We start from the raw sequence: 21,557 nt of genomic DNA, 5'->3' as shown, positions 1-21,557 counted from the left end.
ATGGGGTAGGTGGAGATTACATGACATAATGATATAAGAGCTTTCCATGATTAATGCCAATCAAAAGTATTTTAGCTAGTAAAAAATCAGCGGCTATTCCTGCTGCGATTCCAGTAAATAATCTACGGCGATTAGTGCTTTTCCAAAAACCCAAGTATTGAGCGCCTCCATCAATTCCTAATGGAGCAAGCAAGAGGATTAAAACTACAAATGGAATATGATGATATTTTAAAGCAATTAATCCCCCGATTATATATCCAAATAATATTCCGGTACATCTTGCACAGATGGGAAATTGATGGCCTCTAAAAAAGAAAGACCTTTCTGGTAACTGGTGACATAGAAATAAATAATTTAGTGCTTTTCCAACTCTCATAATAATCACCTAAATACTACTCTTAAACGAATTTTTCTAGTGTCAAAAACCAAATAGCGAACCAAATACTCCCGATGCTAAGCCAATAGCATAAAGAATCATTCCGCCTATAAGCCCGAGTATCGACCAATTGCAAACTGAATCAGCCAATTGAGGCTTCTTTTTATGCCAAACAAAAAAGAGTACGAGACCAACAACAGGCATAAAAAGTGAAGCTAATTTGGCTGCTTTTGGTGCATCCTCCTTCGAGACAGCCTCTTTCTTAATAAGCTGAGCACCGCATTTCTTGCAAAGATTTTGTTTTGATTTAGTAGTTGCACCACAGGCTTGACAATGCTTGGTTCCACTGAGTGGTGTGACTTCGCATTTTGGACAGAACTTAACATTTTTTCTGATTTCTGAACCACATTCGCGACAGAACATTTCTGCTATCTCCTTCCGTTACTAGGAATTATCGCAAGATTATTAATTTTACTGATAATATCTTTTAGATTATACGAGAATTTAGAGCGGTTGTCATCACTCGCTATCATTAACTCAACAAATTCGTTGAAAGATTTCAACTAACTAAACAGAAAAGCACGGTTGACGGCCGTGTTTTTCTTGAGTTTTTCTACAAACTGGACTAATTGTTATGGTGATGGTGACCGCACCCACAGCTCGGTCCATTAACGTGTAAGGAAGGTGTGGCTCCGTCTTCTCTTGCGGTTTTTTTCTTAACGGGTTCTCTCAGAAGTTGATCTGTTAAATGCTGAGTATGAGAATAAGGTTGTTGTTGAATTTCTAAGGCTAGCTCAACGGTTTGGCGCAGTATCTCATGGGGTACCCCTAAGGCTTTAGCGTCTGTCATAGAAGATCGCAGGCTAGCAAGAGCATTTGTTGCAGCTGCGGCAGAAATCTTTACCAACAATGTCGTTTTTTCATCTAATTCCATGGTGTTTCCTCCTAAAGCTTAAACTAAGTCAAATATAGCATAAGATGATGATAATCACAAAAGGTTTGACAAGGAACATTTACAAGCCGAGATGTTCTAGTTGGATTTATAATCTAGGAAAAGTTATGTTAGAATAAGGTCATTGCGATTCGAGAAAGGATGTAGTATGAAAAAAGAACGGGTTATTGTGATTGGTGCTGGGGCTGCAGGCCTCATGGCTGCTGGACAAGCAGCATTGGCTGGGGCCGAGGTTATAGTGCTGGAAAAGAAGGGCCGTCCCGGAAGAAAAATTGCTATTTCTGGGAAGGGCCGTTGTAATCTAACCAATGCAGAGAATATGGGAAATGTTATTGAAAATTATCCTGGTAATGGTCGTTTTCTGCATGGGATTTTACGAGAATTTGATAACGTTAGACTCCGCGAATTTTTTGCGTATTATGGTGTTGAGACCAAGGTAGAGCGGGGAGGGCGGGTTTTTCCTCTTTCCGATGATGCGGAGCAAATTGTCGAAGCCCTACTTAAATACATCATGGACGCTGGAGTGGAACTGGCAACTGAACAGACGGTAGAGGAGGTTCTCCTTCAAGAAGGCGAAGTCCGCGGGGTTCGTTTAAGCAATGGAAAGATTATTGAAGGAAAGTCCGTAATCATCTGCACTGGGGGAGGATCCTATCCGGCGACTGGCTCCAATGGAGACGGGTATCGAATGGCTCGAAAACTAGGACACAAGGTTATCACACCAAGACCATCGCTTGTTCCGATGAGGACTTATGAAGACTGGGTGACGCAAGTTCAAGGACTTGCCCTAAGGAATGTGGAAGCATCCTTATGGTATGGAGAGAAAAAGCAAAAGACAGAATTTGGCGAAATGCTCTTTACTCATTTTGGGGTGTCCGGTCCTATCATTCTTACTCTAAGCCGTTGGGCGGGGGAGGCCTTAGCCAAAGGAAATAAAGTTCAATTAACAATTAACCTCAAACCGGCACTGACTTCGGAGCAGCTGGATCAGAGGGTCCAACGAGATTTCAAAAAGTTTTTAAATAAGCAGTTCAAGAATTCCTTAGATGAAATGCTCCCCAAGAGTTTGATTCCTGTGATCATTCAGTTGTCTGAAATTCCTCCCGAACGAGCGGTTAATAGTATTAGTCGTGAGGAAAGAAAGCGCCTGGTGCAGTTATTGCAAGTACTCCCTTTAACTATTACGGAAACTTTGCCCTTAGCCGCAGCAATCGTAACAGCTGGGGGAGTGGATGTTAAGGAGATCGACCCAAAAACAATGGCTTCAAAGAAAGTTCAGGGAATTTTTTGGGCTGGAGAAGTGGTGGATGTGGATGGAGTGACTGGAGGATACAACCTGCAAGCTGCTTTTGCCATGGGCTATCGAGCCGGGCGAGCAGCGGGTGAATATGTTTTGACCTATCAGAATGCATAACATTCACAGTGCGCAACATTCACGGTGAATAACGGCGAACAGCGAATTCGTATTCAGGGATGAGTGAAATCTAAAGGAAACAGTGTCTCCACGCTATTTTTATAGAATAAACGAGTTGTTATATCATGTCTTAGTTCAATGTTCGACGCATACACTAGTGAAGAGGTGAAGTTATGCGTCGTTTGAGTTTTTTTAGCAGGAATAAGAAACGTGGAAGAATCAATACCCGCTCTTGGGGGAGAGTGTCGAGTAACATAGGCTCTAGAAAAAGTTCTTCCTTTGGTTTTCAGAAGTTAGAACAGGTTATTGTTCGTGCAGTGGTGCTCTTGACGGTGCTCTTGGTTGTGGTTCAGATGGGACTAGGGTTGGCAAAGGATCCCGTTGATTATTACATTTCAATAGCTCAAGATGTAGAGGCACCCTCCATAAGCAGTACCCCGGTATCAAGTACGATAACACCGGACTTGATACTGGAAACAGTTCCTCACACATCGCAAATAACTCTCAAAGCCGTTCCAGCGGCACCGGTTCGTGTGATTCAAAATGGAAAAGTACTAGGAACATTAGCACGGGGAGAATTGGCGATCTCTGCTCAAACAGGAACACTACAATTAGATGGAACCAATGTGTCAGCCATTGTTCGGGTGCAGGTCATACAGAAAGCTCCAGAGTTTGTTGATCCACGATTGAATCAGGTCGTTATCGTAGAAAGGAATATCCAAACTTTAAGAGTTGGGCGCTAAAGTATGAGTAGGTTAATGTGCATAGCTGTGGGTTGAAAATTTAATGATAAAATATGTTGAATTTTGTTGCCTACAGTAGTTTCTTTGTGCTATACTCGGGTAAATTACGATAATTAAACATCTTATAATGGTTGGGGCAAACTTTGCGAAAGCACAGGACGCTAAAGCTATGGATCTAAGGTCGACAGACTAGGATCGCCAGGCTACAAGTGTTTAAGAACTTCTTAGGGGAGAGTGGTTCCTTTTTGGACTACTCTTTTTTTGTGTCTTTTTTGAAGGGAGGCTGTAGAAAAACGACTGTATGAGTCCGTGGATTATTTTCCATACTATTAACATTTGAGGGGGAGATTTGATGAGTACGCAGAAAAAGACCATTAATTTCTTGCAAGAGTTTTCAATACCATTAATTCTAGGTGTTTTTATCGCACTTGTCTGGGCTAATTTGGCCCCGGAGAATTACCACCATTTTGTGCACAATGAAATTATCGGGAAAATATCCCTTCATTTCTTTGTTAATGATATCTTTATGGTGTTCTTTTTTGCTATGGCTGCGATTGAGATTACCCAGAGCCTGCTGCCTGGAGGTAGTCTAAATCCAATTAAAAGAGCTATTAACCCATTAATGGCTACTGTAGGTGGAGTATTAGGCCCGGCGCTGGTATTTATTGGCCTAAATGCACTTATAGGTAGCCCTGAATTTGCTAAAGGATGGGGTATACCTACAGCCACCGATATAGCCTTAGCATGGCTGGTGGCAAGGATTGTGTTTGGGTCTCATCACGCTGCAGTATCCTTCTTGCTACTCTTAGCTATTGTTGATGATGGAATCGGCCTTATGATTATTGCCTTCTTTTACCCCGATCCAGCCAATCCTGTAGCCCCAATTTGGTTATTGCTTACGTTAGCGGGAATGCTTGTCGCTTATGGACTTAAACGCAAAAACGTCCAGAGCTACTGGCCCTATATCATCTTTGGGGGAGCGTTGAGCTGGACCGGGCTTTATCTAGCTCATGTCCATCCAGCACTTGCGCTGGTATTCATCGTTCCCTTCTTGCCTCACGCTCCTAGAGAGGAGTTTGGCTTATTTGAGGATGACCCCAAGGATCATTCTACTCTGAAGACATTCGAGCATGAGTGGAAGATTTTCGTAGACTTCGGTCTTCTGCTATTCGGATTAACCAATGCAGGGGTAGAGTTCTCAGGAATCAGTACCCTCACATGGCTCGTTTTCATCGCTCTCATAGGAGGTAAAACTATCGGGATATTCCTAATGGGAGCTTTGGCTACAGCTATCGGCTTTCCATTTCCTAAAGGCATGGGGTATAAAGAGCTCTTTGTGGCAGGGGTAATAGCGGCTATGGGACTTACTGTTGCGTTATTTGTCTCAGGTGTGGCCTTTGTCGATCCGGGTCTGCAGGGTGCAGCGAAGATGGGAGCTCTTTTCAGTGCAATTGCGGCAGTTATTGCTATTATTGCAGGTAAGATGCTAAGAATTAAGAAAGTAAAAGACACTCAGAGTTAATGATGTCACCACCCAGTGGTTTGAAGCAGGTCGTCTGGAAAGATTGGACCTGCTTTTTCTTTTGCATCTTTAAGTAGCAGGTCCGGATTATTCGATTGAGTTAATGATTAGGGATTGAAAATTGATCTGATACATCATATAATATAATTTAATATCTTGATAGATATTCTATGTAGAGCATACATAGTGTAGGACGGTTGGGCACTTCGATGTTTTTGTCCCTTAATTTCATAGAGGAAGGATGGTAGGACGGTGAATTAGAGATTAGACACCGTAGGTGTCTTTTTTATTATCTTTTTTAGAGAATGTACTATGTCTGAAATCACTTAGTGTAGTACTATTAAGGTTGGGTTAAGATAATCAAGGGGACCCCTTTGTGAAAGGAATGAATAGAGTGGTAGCTGAGAGTAAGAAAATTGCTATGGCGGCTTTGCGCATGGCCATGACAGAAAGCCGGGAAGAAGAAGCTCACTTAAAGGAAGGATTCGGCCGGCATGGAATCCATACAGTAGCAGTGGATTATGGTGGCGAATATCTTACCGCTATTAAGAAAATCGTAGAAAGAGCCATTGTCTCTGCAAAAAGAGAAGGAGTCATTAAAGAAACTCATGGGGACGAAGGGGCTGTAGCCGGCGCAACTCGGGAAGCACTAAGTCAGATTATGCCGAAAGCCATGGGTCTCAATATCGGCGGAAAAATTGGAATTGCTCGAAGAGACGAACACCTATCGGTAGCAGTCTTCTTTGGAGTAGGACTATTGCATCTCGATGAGGTAGCAGTGGGACTTGGGCACAGAGCTGTCCCCGGAGAAACCAATGCTTAAAGGAGAATGATTAATATGGCCGGTATGCGTGGTATACGTGGCGCAATAACGATACAAGAAAATGATGCAGAACAAATACGTCAAGCAACTCATGAGCTCCTAGAGGAAATAGTAAGGCGGAATTCATTAGCCCCAGCGGATATTGTTAGTGCGATTTTCACATTAACAAAGGATTTAGATGCTGCATTTCCTGCAGCTTTCGCTCGTCAGCTGGGCTGGGATCGCGTCCCGATGCTTTGCCTCAATGAAATCCCTGTTCCAGGGTCTCTACCCCGATGTATCCGCGTTTTGCTTCATGTAGAAAGCCCTTTGTCACAGGAGGAAATCCAACCTGTTTATCTAAGGGATGCAGTAAATCTGCGTAGAGATCTGATGGAGAATGCAGATGTGGATTAAAGATAAGTATGTTAGACAAATTGCGGTGTAGTATGGTAGAACTGCTCGTTTTCTGGATGAATGATACGAAAAAGAATGTAGGATGGTAGAGGGAGTGGAATTGATGATTATTGTCTTAAAACGCGGAACGAGTGAAGCACAAGTTCAGAAAATTAATGAACGTTTAAATGAAGAGGGGTTTAAGGTCCATCTTTCACAAGGAGTAGAGAAGATTATCGTTGGTGCTATTGGTGATCGTTCACGATTAGAAGCTCTGGATCTAGAAGCTATACCTTGGGTAGAGAAAGTAGTTCCAATCCTTGCGCCTTATAAGCTAGTCAGCCGTGAATTTCAAAGTGAAAACACCATTATCAAAATTGGAGAGCATGAAATTGGCGGAGAAGAGATCCATGTTATGGCGGGGCCTTGCAGTGTAGAAAGCCGATCCCAAATTCTTGAGACTGCCCATGCTGTGAAAGAAGCTGGGGCAACCTTCCTAAGAGGAGGAGCTTTCAAACCCCGCACTTCACCCTATGCTTTTCAGGGATTAGAGGAAGAAGGGTTAAAGCTTCTGGCGGAGGCAAGGGAAGAAACGGGACTTCTAGTTGTAACGGAAGTGGTGGACGTGCGCGATGTTGAACTCGTTGCCCACTATACGGATATCCTCCAAATCGGGGCCCGTAATATGCAGAATTTTATCCTGCTCAAGGAAGTAGCTAAAACCAATAGGCCTGTACTCTTAAAACGAGGACCCTCAGCGACTCTAGAAGAATGGATGATGGCTGCAGAATACATCATGGATGGCGGCAACTACCAAGTCATGTTCTGTGAACGAGGGATTCGCACCTTTGAGAACTATACGAGGAATACATTGGATTTAAGTATGGTTCCCGCTCTTCATTCATTATCACACCTTCCGGTCATCGTTGATCCTAGTCATGGGACCGGCCGCTGGAATTTGGTTCCTTCTATGGCGAAAGCAGCGGTCGCAGCCGGAGCTGACGGAATCATTGTTGAGGTACATCCTAACCCGGAAAAAGCTGTATCAGATGGCAAGCAATCCTTAACCGTCCCCAATTTTACCACGATGATGGACGAATTGAAGAAATTAGCTGATGCACTGGGAAGACCGGTAAAGGGAGCTCGATAGTCATGGAGAAGATGCAAAAACCTGTTCTGTCCAAAGGATGGACAGGAGAAAGAAAGCCGCGGGCTTGTATCATCGGCCTTGGATTGATCGGAGGATCGTGGGCTGGAGCCTTGACAGGAAAAGGATGGTCTGTTAGCGCTGTCGAATGTGACGGAGAAAGTTTGGAGGCGGCAAAATCTCGAGAGTGGATCCTTGAGGGATGGCCATCACTGCCAGAAAACTTGGATGTGGATTTAATCATACTAGCTACCCCCATCACCCTTTTAGCAGGTACGGTTACAGAGATTAGGGGACGAATCCCTGCAGGTTCACTCATAACGGATGTAGGAAGCATAAAAAGAGAAATCTGTCAGGCAACAGAGAACCTAGAGTCAGTTTACTTTATTGGTGGACATCCTATGGCAGGATCGGAACAGCGCGGATTTAGATATTCTAGTCCGGACCTATTCAATGGTTATCCTTATGTGCTTACTCCTCACCAGGACTGTCCGCAAGAATTAGTTAATCAATTTTCAAGCTTAGTTCAGAGCCTTGGGGCAAGGGTTATTTTTCGCGAGTATGAAGAACACGACCACGAAGTTGCACTCGTCAGTCATGTGCCCCATTTGTTGTCCCTTGCTTTGGCCTTAGCTGCTTCTGAAGGTTTTCCTGAAGGAAAACCTCTCGAACTAGCAGGTCGTAGCTTTAGAGAAATCACTCGCCTTGTGGATAGTTCTCCTGAGATGTGGAGAGAAATCCTCCTCCGCAATGCTTCTGCCATCCTTTACTCTTTAGATATCTGGGAGGAAAAACTTAAGGAAATCCGAGGCGTTATAGAACATTCTAATGGTGAGGAGATCATCCGCGTATTTGAGAGAGCTCAAGGGGCCCGAGGTCGAGTGTTAAACCGGAGGTAAGAACACGATGCATAACAACAGGGTAAAAGGAATTCGCATTCATCCAATCAAGAAAGTACAGGGCGAAATTCAAGTTCCGGGGGATAAGTCCATATCCCATAGGGCGGCTTTGTTTGGGGGTATGGCCCAAGGTGAAACCCACCTTACAAATTTCTTGCCTGGACAAGATTGTTTAAGTACACTTGAGTGTTTGAGAAAGCTAGGGGTAGAATGGGAACGAAAGGATACCGAGGTCTGGATCAACGGGCAGGGGTTTGAGCATTGGCGTGAACCCCAAGATGTTTTAGACGTGGGAAACTCCGGAACTACAATGCGCCTCATTTTAGGTGTTTTATCAGGTTGTCCCTTCAGTGTGACGTTAACTGGAGATTCCTCCATACGGTCAAGACCTATGGGACGGGTCACCATGCCTTTACAAGAGATGGGTGCTCGGATTTTGGGCCGCCAAGATGGGAAATATGCTCCCTTAACGATTCAAGGTGGCTCTTTGCTGGGAATTCAATTTCATTCCCCTGTGGCTTCAGCTCAAGTGAAATCCGCCATTCTTCTGGCGGGGCTTAATGCTCAAGGGGAAACTACAGTTACGGAGCCATTCCTTTCCCGGGATCATACGGAACGGATGCTCAGGGGATTTGGAGTTCCTGTGATTAGTGAGGGGAATACGGCCAAGATAAAGGGTGGGGCTAAACTATTAGGACAAGAAGTTTCTATACCTGGAGATATTTCTTCGGCTGCCTTTTTTCTAGTTTTAGGAAGCCTAGTCTCTCAGGGAGAGCTCCTAATCCAAAATGTAGGAATGAATAAAACGCGCACCGGTATTCTCGATGCCCTTTGGCAGATGGGTGCTGATATTCAAGTGGAAGATGAAAGGGAAGAGTGTGGTGAACCCCGTGCCAATCTGCGGGTCCGACCAGCCCAGCTTCATGGGATTGAAATCCAGGGCGCGATGATACCCCGCCTTATTGACGAGATTCCCATCCTCGCTGTTGCGGCTAGCTTGGCTAAAGGGGTGACCATGATTCGCGATGCGGCTGAGCTTCGAGTAAAAGAGACCGATCGAATCGCAATGGTGGCTCAAGGAATGGAGGCTCTAGGGGCAGATATCCAGGAGCTTCACGATGGGTTGCAGATTAAAGGTATTTCCCAACTAAAAGGCGGGCGAGCTTCCAGTTATGGGGATCACCGCTTAGCTATGGCCTGGGTAGTAGCGGGGCTGTTATCTAAAGAAGGGTTGAGTTTAGAAGGCATGGAAGCTGCATCCGTTTCTTTCCCTAATTTCCTAGACCTTATCGAAAGAATATCTAACTAACTAAAGAAGTGTGAGCATTAAATAATACTGCAACTATGAGAACTACTTAAGTCTATATAAGTGGTTCTCCTTTTTATTGTCATTGTTCTCACAATCACAATATTTAGATAATACAAAAAATAATAGATTATTTTAAAAAGACGAATTAGTGAGAAGGATTTGACAATAATCCGTCGAATTATAACCGGCAGTGTCTTAATTTTTTTTTGTCTTCGTGTCTGGTCTGACAATCCTATGTAGGTCAATTAACATGAATAAGCTTAATTGAAAAAATAATTAAAATTTTTAGAAATAATTTATTTCACGAAGAAGGAATATGACATAAACTCATCGAATTAAAAGTAACTATAAACATAAGATTCAGATTATTATAAGTAGTCTAATACTTCGGGAACTTAAGTGATGAAGTATTGCCACTCTAATCAAGGAAGCTATGCTTGAAATATAGCGGAGATCGAGAGGATTATAATTATTAAAAATGGCAAATAATAAAAGTAAACATCAGATTATACAATGAATATCCTCATCTGATTTCATATTGAAGGGGGTGATGCTTTAAAGAAAAGATTTTATAGTGACTGGATAAAACTGAATATTGAATGTATTTATCTAAGAGGAAGGGGAGACAATAGTTATCATTCAGATTTTACTTGGAAATATTACTATGCCCAAGATTAACTTGAATTTTTAATTACTTTTTAAATGGTTAGTAGTATTCAAAGTAAATCGTATCAACTATTAAAAAAATTATCTTTGGGGAGGTACATTAATGAGTATTCTAATGCAAGGATTTTTGGCCTTATTGCCAATCATAGTTGTGGCAATTTTCCTTGTTGGCTTAAGATGGCCAGCAAGTAAAGCGATGCCTCTTTCGTATATTACAGTTGTACTTGTTGCATTATTTGCATGGAAATTACCTGGCATGCAGATCCTTGGTGGATCAATCAAAGGTCTCGGGGTATCGATTACCCTCCTTTATATCATCTTCGGATCTGTTCTTGTTCTTTATACTCTGATGGAGTCGGGTGGATTGGCACAGATTCGCCAAAGTCTTATCGGAGTTTCTGCAGACAGACGCGTACAGGTAATCATCGTGGCTTGGTTATTTGGTTCTTTCATTGAAGGTGCTTCCGGCTTCGGTACTCCTGCAGCTGTAGCAGTTCCTTTGATGTTAGGTCTTGGCTTCCCGGCCTTTGCAGCGGTTATCGCTGGTATGATGATTCAGAGTACCCCTGTTTCCTTCGGAGCAATCGGTACCCCCATTCGTGTAGGAGTTGGTACCGGACTAGGAACTGGATCTGACGCTGGGGTTAATGAATTTGCAGCTCAGATCGGCATTCCCATTGTCGATGCGGCTGGCAAACTAGATACCATTGCTTATTATGATCAATTCATCGCCTTGTTTGCTCATAATGTAGCGCTTTTGCACTTTGTCGGTGGTTTCTTAACACCTCTTTTCGTTGTCGCTTTCATGACCAGATACTTTGGCAAGAACAAGTCTTGGTCTGAGGGTATAGCAATTTGGCCTTTCGCTTTGTTTAGTGCCCTTGCTTTTACAATTCCTTATGTTCTGATCAATCGCTTCGTAAACTACGAGTTAACCTCCATGCTTGGAGGTCTCATCGGACTCGCTATCGTTATCTTTGCTGCTAAGAGAAAGTTCCTCACTCCTAAAGAAGAGGATACATGGGATTTCATCGACAAAAAAGAATGGGATCCATCTTGGTCAGGTAGTGTTGAAGTTCATTATGTGGAAAAGCCCGGTGGCATGTCCACATTTATGGCATGGAGTCCTTACGTTTTTGTAGCTGCCCTGATCCTTATAACGCGTCTTATTCTGCCGCTTAAAGCTTGGCTGAACTCTGTAATTATCACCTATCCTCCCATTGGCGGATTAGCAGAGAAATGGGCAATCCTTTATTCCCCAGGTACCATCTTTATCATTGTTTCCTTCTTGACCTTCTTGGTTCATGGTATGAAGATGGATGCTTACAAAAAAGCTTGGGCACAAGCCGTTAAAGTTACTGCAGGTGCCAGTGTAGCCTTGATTTTTACCGTTCCCATGGTTCAAGTATTCATCAACTCCGGTGGTGGAGCTGCCGGATTCCTCAGTATGCCATATGCACTGGCTGAAGCTACTTATTCATTAGCCGGTGGAATGTGGCCGATGTTTGCCCCGATTATCGGTGGCTTAGGTGCTTTCGTTGCCGGTTCCAATACCGTCAGCAATATGACCTTCTCGTTGTTCCAGTTCCAGACTGCTCAACTGATTGTGGAAGGTAATTCTGCTCTTGCTCCGATGGCAAACACTTGGCCGATTTGGGTTGTGGCTCTCCAAGCAATTGGCGGTGCAGCAGGTAATGTTATCTGTATTCACAACGTTGTCGCTGCTTCGGCGGTGGTTGGTTTCTTAGGACGTGAAGGGGATGTCATCAGAAAGACCTTCATATTCTTCCTCTACTATGCCCTAATTCCTGGTTCAGTTGGTTATTCACTTCTGTACTGGAGTTCAAAGGGACCGTTCAACCTAGGTTCGATTATTCTTGTTGTATTCTACGCAGCAGTAATCTATGTTGTGGCTACTAACAAGAGTAGACTTGATAAGCTAAACGGTGTAATAAAATAGTATCACCATTAGATTCCTTTAATTAAACCTAAAAGAGGACGTAGCGAATTAGTTTCGCTACGTCCTCTTTCACGTGAAGAAGTTGTTTGTCAGTCAGCAGTCATTTTAATGTTTGATTTTCGAGGGGATAACGAATAGCGGCATCAAGGTAAACATATTCATGATCTCGATGCTCACGAACCATGCCGACGATACCTTCGTCGAGTGTTTCATATAGGTGGTGTTGAATAAAAGACTGGTATGCTCTTTCGTCCCAAGGATTGGTGAAATCGGCAACCTGTTCAAGGTAATCTGAGATAGGAATACATAAATGATGATGCTTAACTATAATACTCATTTTGACCTCCCGAGTGCTTTGGTTTACAATGAAAAGAGGATTGAATAGAGTTAGTATTTACATTATCATCGGAAATAAGCTACAATTCCTAATATTAATTGCGAGGAATTATTCTATGGCATTTGGTGAGGGTCATTTGAAGTAGAAGGGGAGGTGAGCCTGATCGATCCGACTCAGGAGTTCAATAGTGTTCCATCCGAAAAGGATGAGGTCGTGACAGGGCCAAGGAAGTTAACTTGGGTTGAATTGCTCTATGCTCTTTTAGGGATTGCCTTTCTTTACCTAGTGCTTGGTTTTATTATGGCTTGGGTAGCTAGTTGGTGGGAGTATGAGCGCGTCCTCCTTTATATAAATGGTTTTATGACGCAAGGGATGTTCTTGATGATCATTTTGTTTATCATGCGCACGCGTAAGTGGAGCTGGAGTGATTTTGGATGGCAGAATGTACAAAAAAGATACTTAGGAAGTGTCCTTGTCCTTTATATCCTCACTTGGGTTGTGAATATTCTTTATGCAACTTACCTATTGGAAAGAGGGTTTACCCCGCCCGATACGGATGTCTATATCAAATTATTAAGTAATGTTAATCTAGTGACCTTCTGCTTAAATCTTATCTTAGCTGGAATCCTAGCCCCCATCATTGAAGAAACGCTGTTCCGGGGCATTATCTATAGAAGCCTGAATACCTATATGGGCAAGTGGACAGCTGCCGCGATAAGTGCAGCCATTTTTTCTGGATTGCATCTTCAGTCTTATGGATTTATTCCTCGTTTTATCTTAGGGATGGTTTTGGCTTTTCTGGTCATGAAGTATAACTCGATTAAACCTTCCGTGGCCCTTCATGCCCTAAACAATAGTGTTGCCTTACTTCTCGCCGCTTTAGCGGGAGGTTTTTAGAAGTATCTAGATACTGTAAATCCCGCAATGGATTGTGAGGGTTTAAGACCTTGTGCTATAATAAAATGTCGTTCTTAATAGATTGAAAATCGAGGGTGTGAATAGTGAAAGATAATCTTCAGGTTGCTATCGATGGTCCGGCAGGTGCGGGTAAAAGCACGATTGCTAAGGGGATTGCTAAACGGTTAGGACTTTTTTATGTAGATACTGGAGCAATGTATAGGGCTATTACTCATAAAGCTTTGAGTTTAAATATCCCCTTAGATCAAGAAAGCGCAATTGTAGATATGGCCTGGCAAAGCGATATCACACTTGATCATACGGAAGCTAGAAGAGTGTATTGCGATGGACAAGATATAACGGAAGCTCTCCGGACCCCTGAGGTTTCTCGCAATGTATCGGTCATTGCCGCCTATGCCGGTGTCAGAGAAAGATTAGTGGACTTACAACGACGGGAAGCTCTCCGGGGAGCTGTCGTGATGGATGGGAGAGATATAGGAACCTATGTCTTACCGGAAGCGAATCTTAAAATCTTCTTAACGGCTACCTCAGAAGAAAGAGCAAAACGCCGTTGGCTTGAACTGCAGAAAGCAGGGAAAATGGTTTCCTTTGAAGAAGTCCATCAGGATATGCAGATCCGTGACCAAACTGATCAACAGCGAGAAGTCTCACCCTTGGTTCCGGCCGCCGATGCCATTATGCTCGACACGACGGGCTTGGGTGTGGAGGAGATTATCGAACGTATTATCAGCTTAATAAACAATTGAGGCTGTCAAAGCGCAATGAAGTGAGGCGATAGGACAATGAGCCTATATAGTTTTTTAAAAAAAGTGTTTCGTTTGCAGTTTCGAGTCATGGGTTGGAAAGTCCACGGGGTAGAAAACTTTCCGAAGAACGGGCCTGCGATCTTGGTAAGCAATCATGTCAGTGTATGGGATCCGGTTGTGGCTGCCTGTAGCGTACCGCTGGAGGTTTCTTTTATGGCTAAGGAAGAATTGTTTTCGAACGTGCTTTTAGGAAGAATCTTTCAAAGCCTTGGCGCTTTTCCCGTGAAGAGAGGCCAAGGTGATACAAGTGCCATCCGGAATTCGTTGAAGGTTCTTAAGGAAGGGAAAGTCTTGGGTCTGTTTCCTGAAGGTACACGCTCGAAGTCCGGTGAATTGCAAAAAGGATTTTCAGGTATGGTTTTATTGATGGAAAAAAGTCAGGCACCCATTGTACCTATGCGTGTGAATGGCACGCAAAACCTCTTAACCCGGGGATGGGGTCAGATTGAAGTTATCGTCGGGACTCCTATCAGTCCTGAACAACTTAAAGCCCCTGAAGGGGTAGAAAACCGCCGAGAATGGGCGGCGGACCAAATTATGAAAGCGATTGATCATTTGACAGTGTAAATTATTTGCTCTTAATCGAACAATGCATTATTTTTCTAAGAGAGGGCAATTTAATTCTGATGAAGGAATTTCGGAAATTATAGCGAATTTTAAGCGTAATGCAAGTTAAGGAGGGGCAAACTTGAAAATTATCCGGGCAGAAAAAGCCGGATTTTGCTTTGGTGTTAAACGAGCTTTAGATATGGCAGAAAGAACTGTTCTTTCTTCGAGCACCGCTTCCTTAGGACCATTGATACACAATAAACAAGTAGTGGAGAAGATGGAAAAGCAAGGAGTGCGGGTTGTCGGGGAAGTGAAGGAAACCGAAGCCGGTGATACTTTAATTATCCGTTCCCATGGAGTTCCACCAGATATTTATCAGGAAGCCCAGCGCTTACAAGTCGAAGTAGTGGACGCCACGTGTCCATTTGTCCAAAAGGCGCAACGACTGGCTGCCGAAGCATCGAAGACGAGTCAAGTTATTGTGGTTGGGGATAGGCAACACCCTGAGGTGCAAGGAATCTTGGGATGGGCCGGGGTACATTCGATAGCTATTGAGAAGCTTGAAGAAGCAAGCGAACTTCCCTTTTATGAAAAGCTATCGGTACTGGCGCAGACGACACAACCCGCTGCGAATTTCCACAGTATTGTGGACGAATTAAGAAAACATACCAAGGAGCTCAAGGTACATAATACCATTTGCAATGCTACTGAGGAGCGGCAAACCGTTGCCCGAGAATTAGCTGGTAAGGTTGATGTGATGATTGTAGTCGGTGGCAAAAACAGTGCCAATACCAGAAAGTTGGCCGGGATTTGCTCTGAACATACTCAAACCTATCTTATTGAGACGGCTGATGAATTAGAAAATAACTGGTTTAAAGGGGTAGAAACCGTAGGACTAACGGCTGGAGCCTCAACACCAGATTGGATTATTGAGGAGGTTAATAAAAAGATGTCAAACATGGAAAACAACGAAATGAATGAAATAATGAATATGGAGGACTGGGCTGCCGGGATGCAAAGTTTGCATCGAGGAGCTTTAGTCAAAGGAACAGTTGTAAAAGTGACTCACGACGAAGTGTTTGTGGATTTGGGTTGGAAATCTGAAGGGATTATCCCCCTGAAAGAACTCACTGTAAGTTCTAATGTTCAGCCCAGTGATATTGTTGCAGTTGGAGATGAAATCCAAGCTGTTGTTCTTCGTGTCGAGAATGAAGAGGGTAATCCATTGCTTTCGAAGCGCAGAGCTGACGAATTTGCTGCCGCTGATCGTCTAAAAGAATATGCAGAGACTAAACAAGAGATTCAGGGAAAGGTCGCTGAGGTGGTTAAAGGCGGATTGATTGTTGATGTGGGTATGCGAGGGTTTGTCCCAGCTTCGCAAATACAACCCGGCTATGTGGAAGATCTAAATCAGTTTAAAGGGCAAACTTTACGCCTACGAGTTATTGAATTTGATCCTTCAAAACGGCGCGTTGTGCTTTCTCAAAAGGAAATCTTACAAGAGGAGCTGGCAGTTAAGAAGGAACAGCTGCTCGGAACCCTCCAAGAAGGGGACGTTATCAGCGGTACAGTGAAGCGACTGGCTCAATTCGGAGCATTTATCGATCTCGGTGGGGTGGATGGGCTGCTTCATGTGTCTGACATTGCCTATACTCGGATAAAGCATCCTTCTGAATATGTCAATGTCGGGGATGAAGTGGAAGTTCAAGTGCTTAAAGTGGACAAGGAGCAGGGCAAGATTTCCTTGGGTCTTAAGCAATTGAAACCGAGCCCTTGGGAAAACGCCCTTGAAAAGTATCCAGTTGGAGCGTTAGTGACTGGAAAAGTAGTTCGTCTAGCCCCCTTCGGAGCTTTTGTTCAGTTGGAGGATGGGGTCGATGCTTTAGTTCATATCTCTCAGCTTTCTGAAAAACGAGTTAACAAGGTCGAAGATATCGTGACGGTAGGAGATATGGTTCAAGCGAAGATCATCGAATGCAAGCCCGAGGAAAAACGCATTAGCTTAAGTATTCGTGAAGCTGCGGAAGAAGCTCAAGCTACTGAAGATGCACAACTTCTGGCAGACCAACCTGAAGCCCCTCAAGTCACCATTGGTGATGTTATTCAACCTGATTCTGAAAGCTAAAGGACACTTGCTTTCAGGAGGAGTTTCAACCAAAAATACTTTTTAGCACCTATGACTTCTTGCAGGCCTGCAGGAAGTCATTTGCTGTCCATAGAATATTACTCTGATGGAAGTTAAAGCGAGGGATGTGCCGTGCCGAAAAAACGAAAACGCTCCTTACTCGGAAAATTACCCAAACCGCTCCACGAGGTGGACTTTTATTTACTGATCTCGGTATTAGCAGTTCTCGCTTTTGGGTTAGTGATGGTTCTTACTGCAGGCTCTGTCAGAGGATATAATGAGACGGAAAACACATTTTTCTACGTGCTGAGGCAGGGAAAATGGGCACTGCTCGGAAGCTTTTTTGCATTGATTATAACGAGAATTCCTTATCCGTTTCTCAAAAAGTTTGCTGGCATAGGAATTGGAGTTACCCTGCTTCTTCTGGTCTTGGTTCTGAATTCCGATAGTGCTGTTGAAGCTAACGGTGCTTCCCGGTGGCTAAAAATTGGGCCGGTCAATGTTCAACCCTCGGAAATTGCCAAAATAGCTCTGATTCTTTTTTTAGCAAACTATCTTGACCGTTATCCTGTAAAGAAATTAAAAGATCTCGCTTGGCCAGCCCTCATTCTTATTCCGCTATTAGCTTTGGTCTACAAGCAACCTGACTTAGGAACGACACTAGTGCTAGTGTTTACGGCTGCTGCCCTGCTTTGGCTGACGGAGCTTCCTACTGCGTGGTTTTTATTGGCGGTTCCTTGTCTTGGTGCACCTCTTTTTTATCTCATCTACAATACCCCTTACCAATGGAACCGGATTCTTGTTTGGTTAGATCCCTGGCAATATGCTTCTGGAATGGGATATCAAATAACCAACGCTGAGATTGCCTTTGGCTCTGGAGGAATCTTTGGGGTGGGATTAGGTAGAAGTATGCAAAAGTTCGGTTATTTACCCGAAACCTACACAGATATGATCTTTGCCTTAATTGGTGAGGAACTGGGTTTAATGGGCACCTTTTTATTGATTGGGTTGTTTATATTCTGCTTTGGGAGGGCTTTCTATATATCGAGAAAATGCCCTGATCGCTTTGGACGATTATTGTCCTTTGGCATCGCCTTCTCTTTAGCCATTCAATCTGGCATCAATCTTTGTGTAGTTACGGGAGTATTGCCTGTGACAGGAATCACTCTGCCCTTGGTATCCTATGGGGGTAGTTCCTTAGTCATTACTTTAGTTGAGATTGGAATATTACTGAATATTTCTCGCTATAGTCAAATTAATGTTCCTCATTTAGGCTCCTTCTCGATGCCTCCGATTGAAGGACAAACTTTAAGGGAATAATAGGGAGAGTCAAGCTAGAGGAGGCGATGAGACTTGATTTTCCCGATTGGCGAGTGGTTGGTCTTGAGTATTGGATTGCTAGCATGGGCTGAATGGCCGGTTTTCCATATTCATAAAAGTTTGAGAGTTCTTCCTCTGGCCTGGATTTTCGGATGGATTATTGAACATAGCTTTACTTTTTCCCATATCTGGGATTGGGATTTCCCGCGAATAGTTGTTTTGCTTGCTGTAACCTGGATTGCTTGGAAGCGAGCTAAGGGACGTAGATTCCCGGGGATACTCATGACGGGAATATGTTTGCTGGCTCAAGATCTGTTTGTCCTAAATGAACCAGGTATTTTCTCCTATGATCGGTGGTTGTTTGCTGTAGTTTTTCTTGCAGTTGCTCTCTTCAGCACTCATGACCTTTGGAGTATGACCTTAGCTCTTTCTGGTGGAATACTCGTCAATTTAGGCTTAACAATATTTTTATTTGATGGAGTTGTCAGATACTACAGCCTTCCGAATTCCTTTCTCTGGCATTTCAGTGGGGTGGGATGTATCATGATTGCCGCCTTTAGGCAGATTCGTGAGTATTACCAGACCAAGAAAAGCCTAAGCGCTGGTATGATAGCGGTGCAGGACTCGATGGCTGATGATGGAGGGATATATAGAAAGGATGACTAACTTGAAAGATGGTTTAGTCGTGGCAGCTGTCCATGAAGGCAGCATCGCTGAAGAGATGGAGATTGAATGTGGAGATCGAATCCTTGCCATTGATGAACAGAAGATTGACGATGTTATTGATTTTCAGTACTTAACTGCTGAGGATGAATTTACTATGCTCATAGAGAAGGTTAATGGGGAACTCTGGGAGATAGAAATTGAAAGGTCATACGGAGAGGTACTAGGCCTTGAGGTTCAGGCTATTAGCACTCAGGGCTTAAAGCTATGTAAAAACAATTGTGTCTTTTGTTTTGTAGCTCAAATGCCGAAGGGGATGCGCCAAAGCCTTTATGATAAAGATGATGATTATCGTCTTTCTTTAACTCAAGGGAGCTTCATTACTCTCTCAAACTTAGATGAGGATGAGTTTGAGCGGATTCTTAAGTTTCACCTTAGCCCCTTATATATCTCGGTTCATGCCTGGGATTCGGAAGCTCGGGTTCGCCTAATGAAGAATCCAAAGGCAGGAGATTTGTCTACACAGCTTAGAAAGCTGGCGGATGCGGGGATCCAAATTCATTCGCAAATTGTTTTGGTACCAGGTTATAATGATGGTGAAGTTCTTGAACAGACCGTTCGGGAGTTGGGCAAGCTACATCCGACGGTTCAATCGATTGCAGTAGTTCCGGTAGGACTGACGAAGTATCGAGAGAATCTGACTAATCTACGTTCGTTTACTCTCCAAGAGGCCCAAGGTATTTTAACGAAGGGTGAGGCTTGGCAAAAAGAATACCGTCAAGCAACGGATTGTAGTCTGGTGTATTTCTCCGATGAGTTTTACGCTTTAGCGGGTTGGGATTTTCCTTCTGTCGATATATATGATGATTTTTCCCAGTTAGAAAATGGGGTGGGAATGGCCAGCAAATTCCGCCATGAATTTGATCAGTCCCTTCAGCGCCTTCCTCATAGTATCCCTGAGCGAAAAGTCCACCTCATCACCGGAGTTTCCGCTGCAACATTTTTCGCGCAATTGATCAAGCGGTTAGACACTATTCAAGGTTTGTCTATCGAACTCCATGTGATTACGAATGAGTTTTTTGGACCGACCGTGACCGTGGCAGGTTTGTTGACAGCGCAGGATATTGCAAAGCAGATCGGTGATATCAAAGGAGATGTTTTTTTAATCCCACGGGTTATGCTCAAAGCTGATGAGGATATTTTCCTCGATGACCGTAGTGTGGAATGGTTAAGTCAGGTGCTGCAAGGAACGCCCTTGGTGGTTGAAAACCACGGGAGGGCTTTTCTGGAAGCAGTGAGTGGATTGAATTTGGAGGTTGAAGAAATTGAGTAAACCAGTAGTAGCCATCGTGGGACGTCCCAATGTGGGAAAGTCCACCTTGTTTAACCGTTTGGCAGGCGGACTTGTTGCGATTGTTGAGAACCGCCCTGGAGTAACACGGGATCGTTTATACCGAGATGCAGAGTGGTTGGGACGTAAATTTACCATTATCGATACGGGGGGGATTGAATTTGTCAATGAGAACACCCCTATATCCTCACAAATGCGTCGCCAGGCAGAGATTGCCATAGAGGAAGCCGATGTCATTGTTTTTGTAATTGATGCTCAAGTTTCTCCGACACCGGATGATGATATGATTGCCAATACTTTAAGGCGTTCGGGTAAACCGGTCATACTGGCCGCTAATAAAGTCGAACATTTTGAAAAAGCTGAGCTCTATGAGTTTTATAGATTAGGCCTAGGTGAACCGATTCCTATCTCAGCCGTACATGGGATGAATATCGGCGACTTGCTGGATGAAGTTATTTCTCATTTTCCTGATGAGTTGGAAGAAGAGATAGATCCCGATACCATCCGTATCGCTGTTGTCGGTCGCCCTAATGTGGGAAAGTCTTCCTTGGTGAATACTCTACTAGGTGAAGAAAGAGTGATCGTCAGTAATATTCCTGGCACCACGAGGGATGCTATCGATTCGGCTTTTAAGCATGACGGCAAGAGTTATGTGATTATCGACACCGCAGGGATGAGAAGAAAAGGCCGTATTGAAGAGTTGACTGAGCAATACAGTGTAGCTCGCTCCTTACGTGCCGTGGATCGCTCTGATGTTATTCTTATGCTTATCGAAGCCGTAGAAGGTGTCACGGAGCAGGATAAGAAGATCGCCGGTTATGCGCATGAAGCTGGCAAAGGAATCGTGCTGGTGGTCAATAAATGGGACCTGGTGGAAAAGGATGATAAGACCATGAATCGCTTTGAGAAGACGATTCGGGAGGAACTAGGCTTTATGCAGTATGCTCCCACTCTCTTTATCTCAGCGAAGACCGGGCAACGGGTTACTAAATTACTGGATTTGGTCGATTTTGTAGCGGAGCAGAACTCCACCCGGGTGGCTACCGCGACATTGAATACCTTAGTCAGAGAATGGACTCACCTCAATCCGCCTCCCTCGGATAAGGGGAGACGTCTCAAGATTCTTTATGCAACGCAGGTCGGAGTGAAACCACCAACCTTTGTCTTTTTTGTTAATGATCATGAGCTGATGCACTTTTCCTATCGCCGCTATTTAGAAAACCAAGTACGGGCAAACTTTGGGTTTGAAGGTTCACCCATCCGGATGATTGTGCGCCAAAAAGACGAAGAGAGGGACTAATC

Annotated in this window: 21 protein-coding genes and 1 riboswitch; of the genes, 17 read left to right on the top strand and 4 right to left on the bottom strand. The window is 43.8% G+C overall.

Annotated features, from left to right (window positions below):
* Positions 1-16 precede the first annotated feature (16 nt).
* The 3 genes from DESDI_RS11360 to DESDI_RS11350 form a co-directional block, all read right to left on the bottom strand.
* The gene (locus DESDI_RS11360) at positions 17-376 is read right to left on the bottom strand and encodes a DUF2085 domain-containing protein (protein ID WP_015262754.1); all 360 of its coding nucleotides are present in this window, start codon (positions 374-376) and stop codon (positions 17-19) included.
* A 42-nt stretch (positions 377-418) separates the two neighbouring features.
* On the bottom strand, positions 419-799 hold the full coding sequence (locus tag DESDI_RS11355) for a zinc-ribbon domain-containing protein (protein WP_015262753.1): 381 nt from the start codon (positions 797-799) through the stop codon (positions 419-421).
* A gap of 202 nt (positions 800-1,001) precedes the next feature.
* A complete protein-coding gene (locus DESDI_RS11350) occupies positions 1,002-1,310 on the bottom strand; it encodes a hypothetical protein (RefSeq protein WP_015262752.1) in 309 nt (102 codons plus the stop codon).
* 166 nt (positions 1,311-1,476) lie between these two features.
* Between DESDI_RS11350 and DESDI_RS11345 the strand changes: the two genes are divergently transcribed.
* The 9 genes from DESDI_RS11345 to DESDI_RS11305 all read left to right on the top strand — a co-directional run bounded on the left by DESDI_RS11345 (position 1,477) and on the right by DESDI_RS11305 (position 12,186).
* Entirely contained in the window at positions 1,477-2,742 is a 1,266-nt protein-coding gene (locus DESDI_RS11345) for a BaiN/RdsA family NAD(P)/FAD-dependent oxidoreductase (protein WP_015262751.1), read from the top strand.
* Between the two features lie 173 nt (positions 2,743-2,915).
* A complete protein-coding gene (locus DESDI_RS11340; protein ID WP_015262750.1) occupies positions 2,916-3,485 on the top strand; it encodes a hypothetical protein in 570 nt (189 codons plus the stop codon).
* A 125-nt stretch (positions 3,486-3,610) separates the two neighbouring features.
* A riboswitch (cyclic di-GMP riboswitch) is annotated at positions 3,611-3,696 on the top strand.
* 141 nt (positions 3,697-3,837) lie between these two features.
* Positions 3,838-5,007 (top strand): Na+/H+ antiporter NhaA, encoded by a 1,170-nt coding sequence (locus DESDI_RS11335; RefSeq protein WP_015262749.1) that lies wholly within the window; start codon positions 3,838-3,840, stop codon positions 5,005-5,007.
* A gap of 385 nt (positions 5,008-5,392) precedes the next feature.
* Positions 5,393-5,830 carry a HutP family protein gene (locus DESDI_RS11330; protein WP_041219927.1) on the top strand — a complete coding sequence of 146 codons (438 nt, stop codon included), beginning with the start codon at positions 5,393-5,395 and terminating at the stop codon, positions 5,828-5,830.
* A gap of 15 nt (positions 5,831-5,845) precedes the next feature.
* Positions 5,846-6,226: a chorismate mutase gene (gene aroH, locus DESDI_RS11325; RefSeq protein ID WP_015262747.1), complete on the top strand. Its 381-nt coding sequence runs from the start codon at positions 5,846-5,848 to the stop codon at positions 6,224-6,226.
* 103 nt (positions 6,227-6,329) lie between these two features.
* Entirely contained in the window at positions 6,330-7,355 is a 1,026-nt protein-coding gene (aroF, locus tag DESDI_RS11320) for a 3-deoxy-7-phosphoheptulonate synthase (RefSeq protein ID WP_015262746.1), read from the top strand.
* A gap of 2 nt (positions 7,356-7,357) precedes the next feature.
* A complete protein-coding gene (locus tag DESDI_RS11315) occupies positions 7,358-8,251 on the top strand; it encodes a prephenate dehydrogenase (RefSeq protein WP_015262745.1) in 894 nt (297 codons plus the stop codon).
* 7 nt (positions 8,252-8,258) lie between these two features.
* A complete protein-coding gene (aroA, locus tag DESDI_RS11310; RefSeq protein WP_015262744.1) occupies positions 8,259-9,560 on the top strand; it encodes a 3-phosphoshikimate 1-carboxyvinyltransferase in 1,302 nt (433 codons plus the stop codon).
* Between the two features lie 769 nt (positions 9,561-10,329).
* Positions 10,330-12,186: an L-lactate permease gene (locus DESDI_RS11305; protein WP_015262743.1), complete on the top strand. Its 1,857-nt coding sequence runs from the start codon at positions 10,330-10,332 to the stop codon at positions 12,184-12,186.
* A gap of 100 nt (positions 12,187-12,286) precedes the next feature.
* Here DESDI_RS11305 and DESDI_RS11300 read toward each other — a convergent pair whose 3' ends face one another.
* Complete coding sequence (locus DESDI_RS11300; RefSeq protein WP_015262742.1) at positions 12,287-12,523, bottom strand: hypothetical protein; 237 nt, start codon at positions 12,521-12,523, stop codon at positions 12,287-12,289.
* Positions 12,524-12,685: 162 nt separating this feature from the next.
* Here DESDI_RS11300 and DESDI_RS11295 point away from each other — a divergent pair, with 162 nt between their 5' ends.
* From DESDI_RS11295 to der, 8 genes are all read left to right on the top strand, one after another.
* The gene (locus DESDI_RS11295) at positions 12,686-13,420 is read left to right on the top strand and encodes a CPBP family intramembrane glutamic endopeptidase (protein WP_051015719.1); all 735 of its coding nucleotides are present in this window, start codon (positions 12,686-12,688) and stop codon (positions 13,418-13,420) included.
* A 104-nt stretch (positions 13,421-13,524) separates the two neighbouring features.
* Entirely contained in the window at positions 13,525-14,187 is a 663-nt protein-coding gene (cmk, locus tag DESDI_RS11290; protein ID WP_015262740.1) for a (d)CMP kinase, read from the top strand.
* Between the two features lie 36 nt (positions 14,188-14,223).
* Entirely contained in the window at positions 14,224-14,814 is a 591-nt protein-coding gene (locus DESDI_RS11285) for a lysophospholipid acyltransferase family protein (protein WP_015262739.1), read from the top strand.
* 121 nt (positions 14,815-14,935) lie between these two features.
* Positions 14,936-16,921 (top strand): bifunctional 4-hydroxy-3-methylbut-2-enyl diphosphate reductase/30S ribosomal protein S1, encoded by a 1,986-nt coding sequence (locus DESDI_RS11280; RefSeq protein ID WP_015262738.1) that lies wholly within the window; start codon positions 14,936-14,938, stop codon positions 16,919-16,921.
* 132 nt (positions 16,922-17,053) lie between these two features.
* The gene (gene ftsW, locus DESDI_RS11275) at positions 17,054-18,241 is read left to right on the top strand and encodes a putative lipid II flippase FtsW (RefSeq protein WP_015262737.1); all 1,188 of its coding nucleotides are present in this window, start codon (positions 17,054-17,056) and stop codon (positions 18,239-18,241) included.
* Positions 18,242-18,274: 33 nt separating this feature from the next.
* Entirely contained in the window at positions 18,275-18,907 is a 633-nt protein-coding gene (locus tag DESDI_RS11270; protein WP_015262736.1) for a hypothetical protein, read from the top strand.
* Complete coding sequence (locus DESDI_RS11265; protein ID WP_427846156.1) at positions 18,900-20,237, top strand: DUF512 domain-containing protein; 1,338 nt, start codon at positions 18,900-18,902, stop codon at positions 20,235-20,237. The genes DESDI_RS11270 and DESDI_RS11265 overlap by 8 nt, the downstream gene beginning before the upstream one ends.
* A complete protein-coding gene (der, locus tag DESDI_RS11260) occupies positions 20,230-21,555 on the top strand; it encodes a ribosome biogenesis GTPase Der (protein ID WP_015262734.1) in 1,326 nt (441 codons plus the stop codon). Before DESDI_RS11265 ends, der begins: the two co-directional genes overlap by 8 nt.
* Positions 21,556-21,557: the final 2 nt, after the last annotated feature.

It is taken from the genome of Desulfitobacterium dichloroeliminans LMG P-21439, from assembly GCF_000243135.2.
Classification (GTDB): domain Bacteria; phylum Bacillota; class Desulfitobacteriia; order Desulfitobacteriales; family Desulfitobacteriaceae; genus Desulfitobacterium; species Desulfitobacterium dichloroeliminans.
This window is presented reverse-complemented; position numbering and strand designations above follow the sequence as displayed.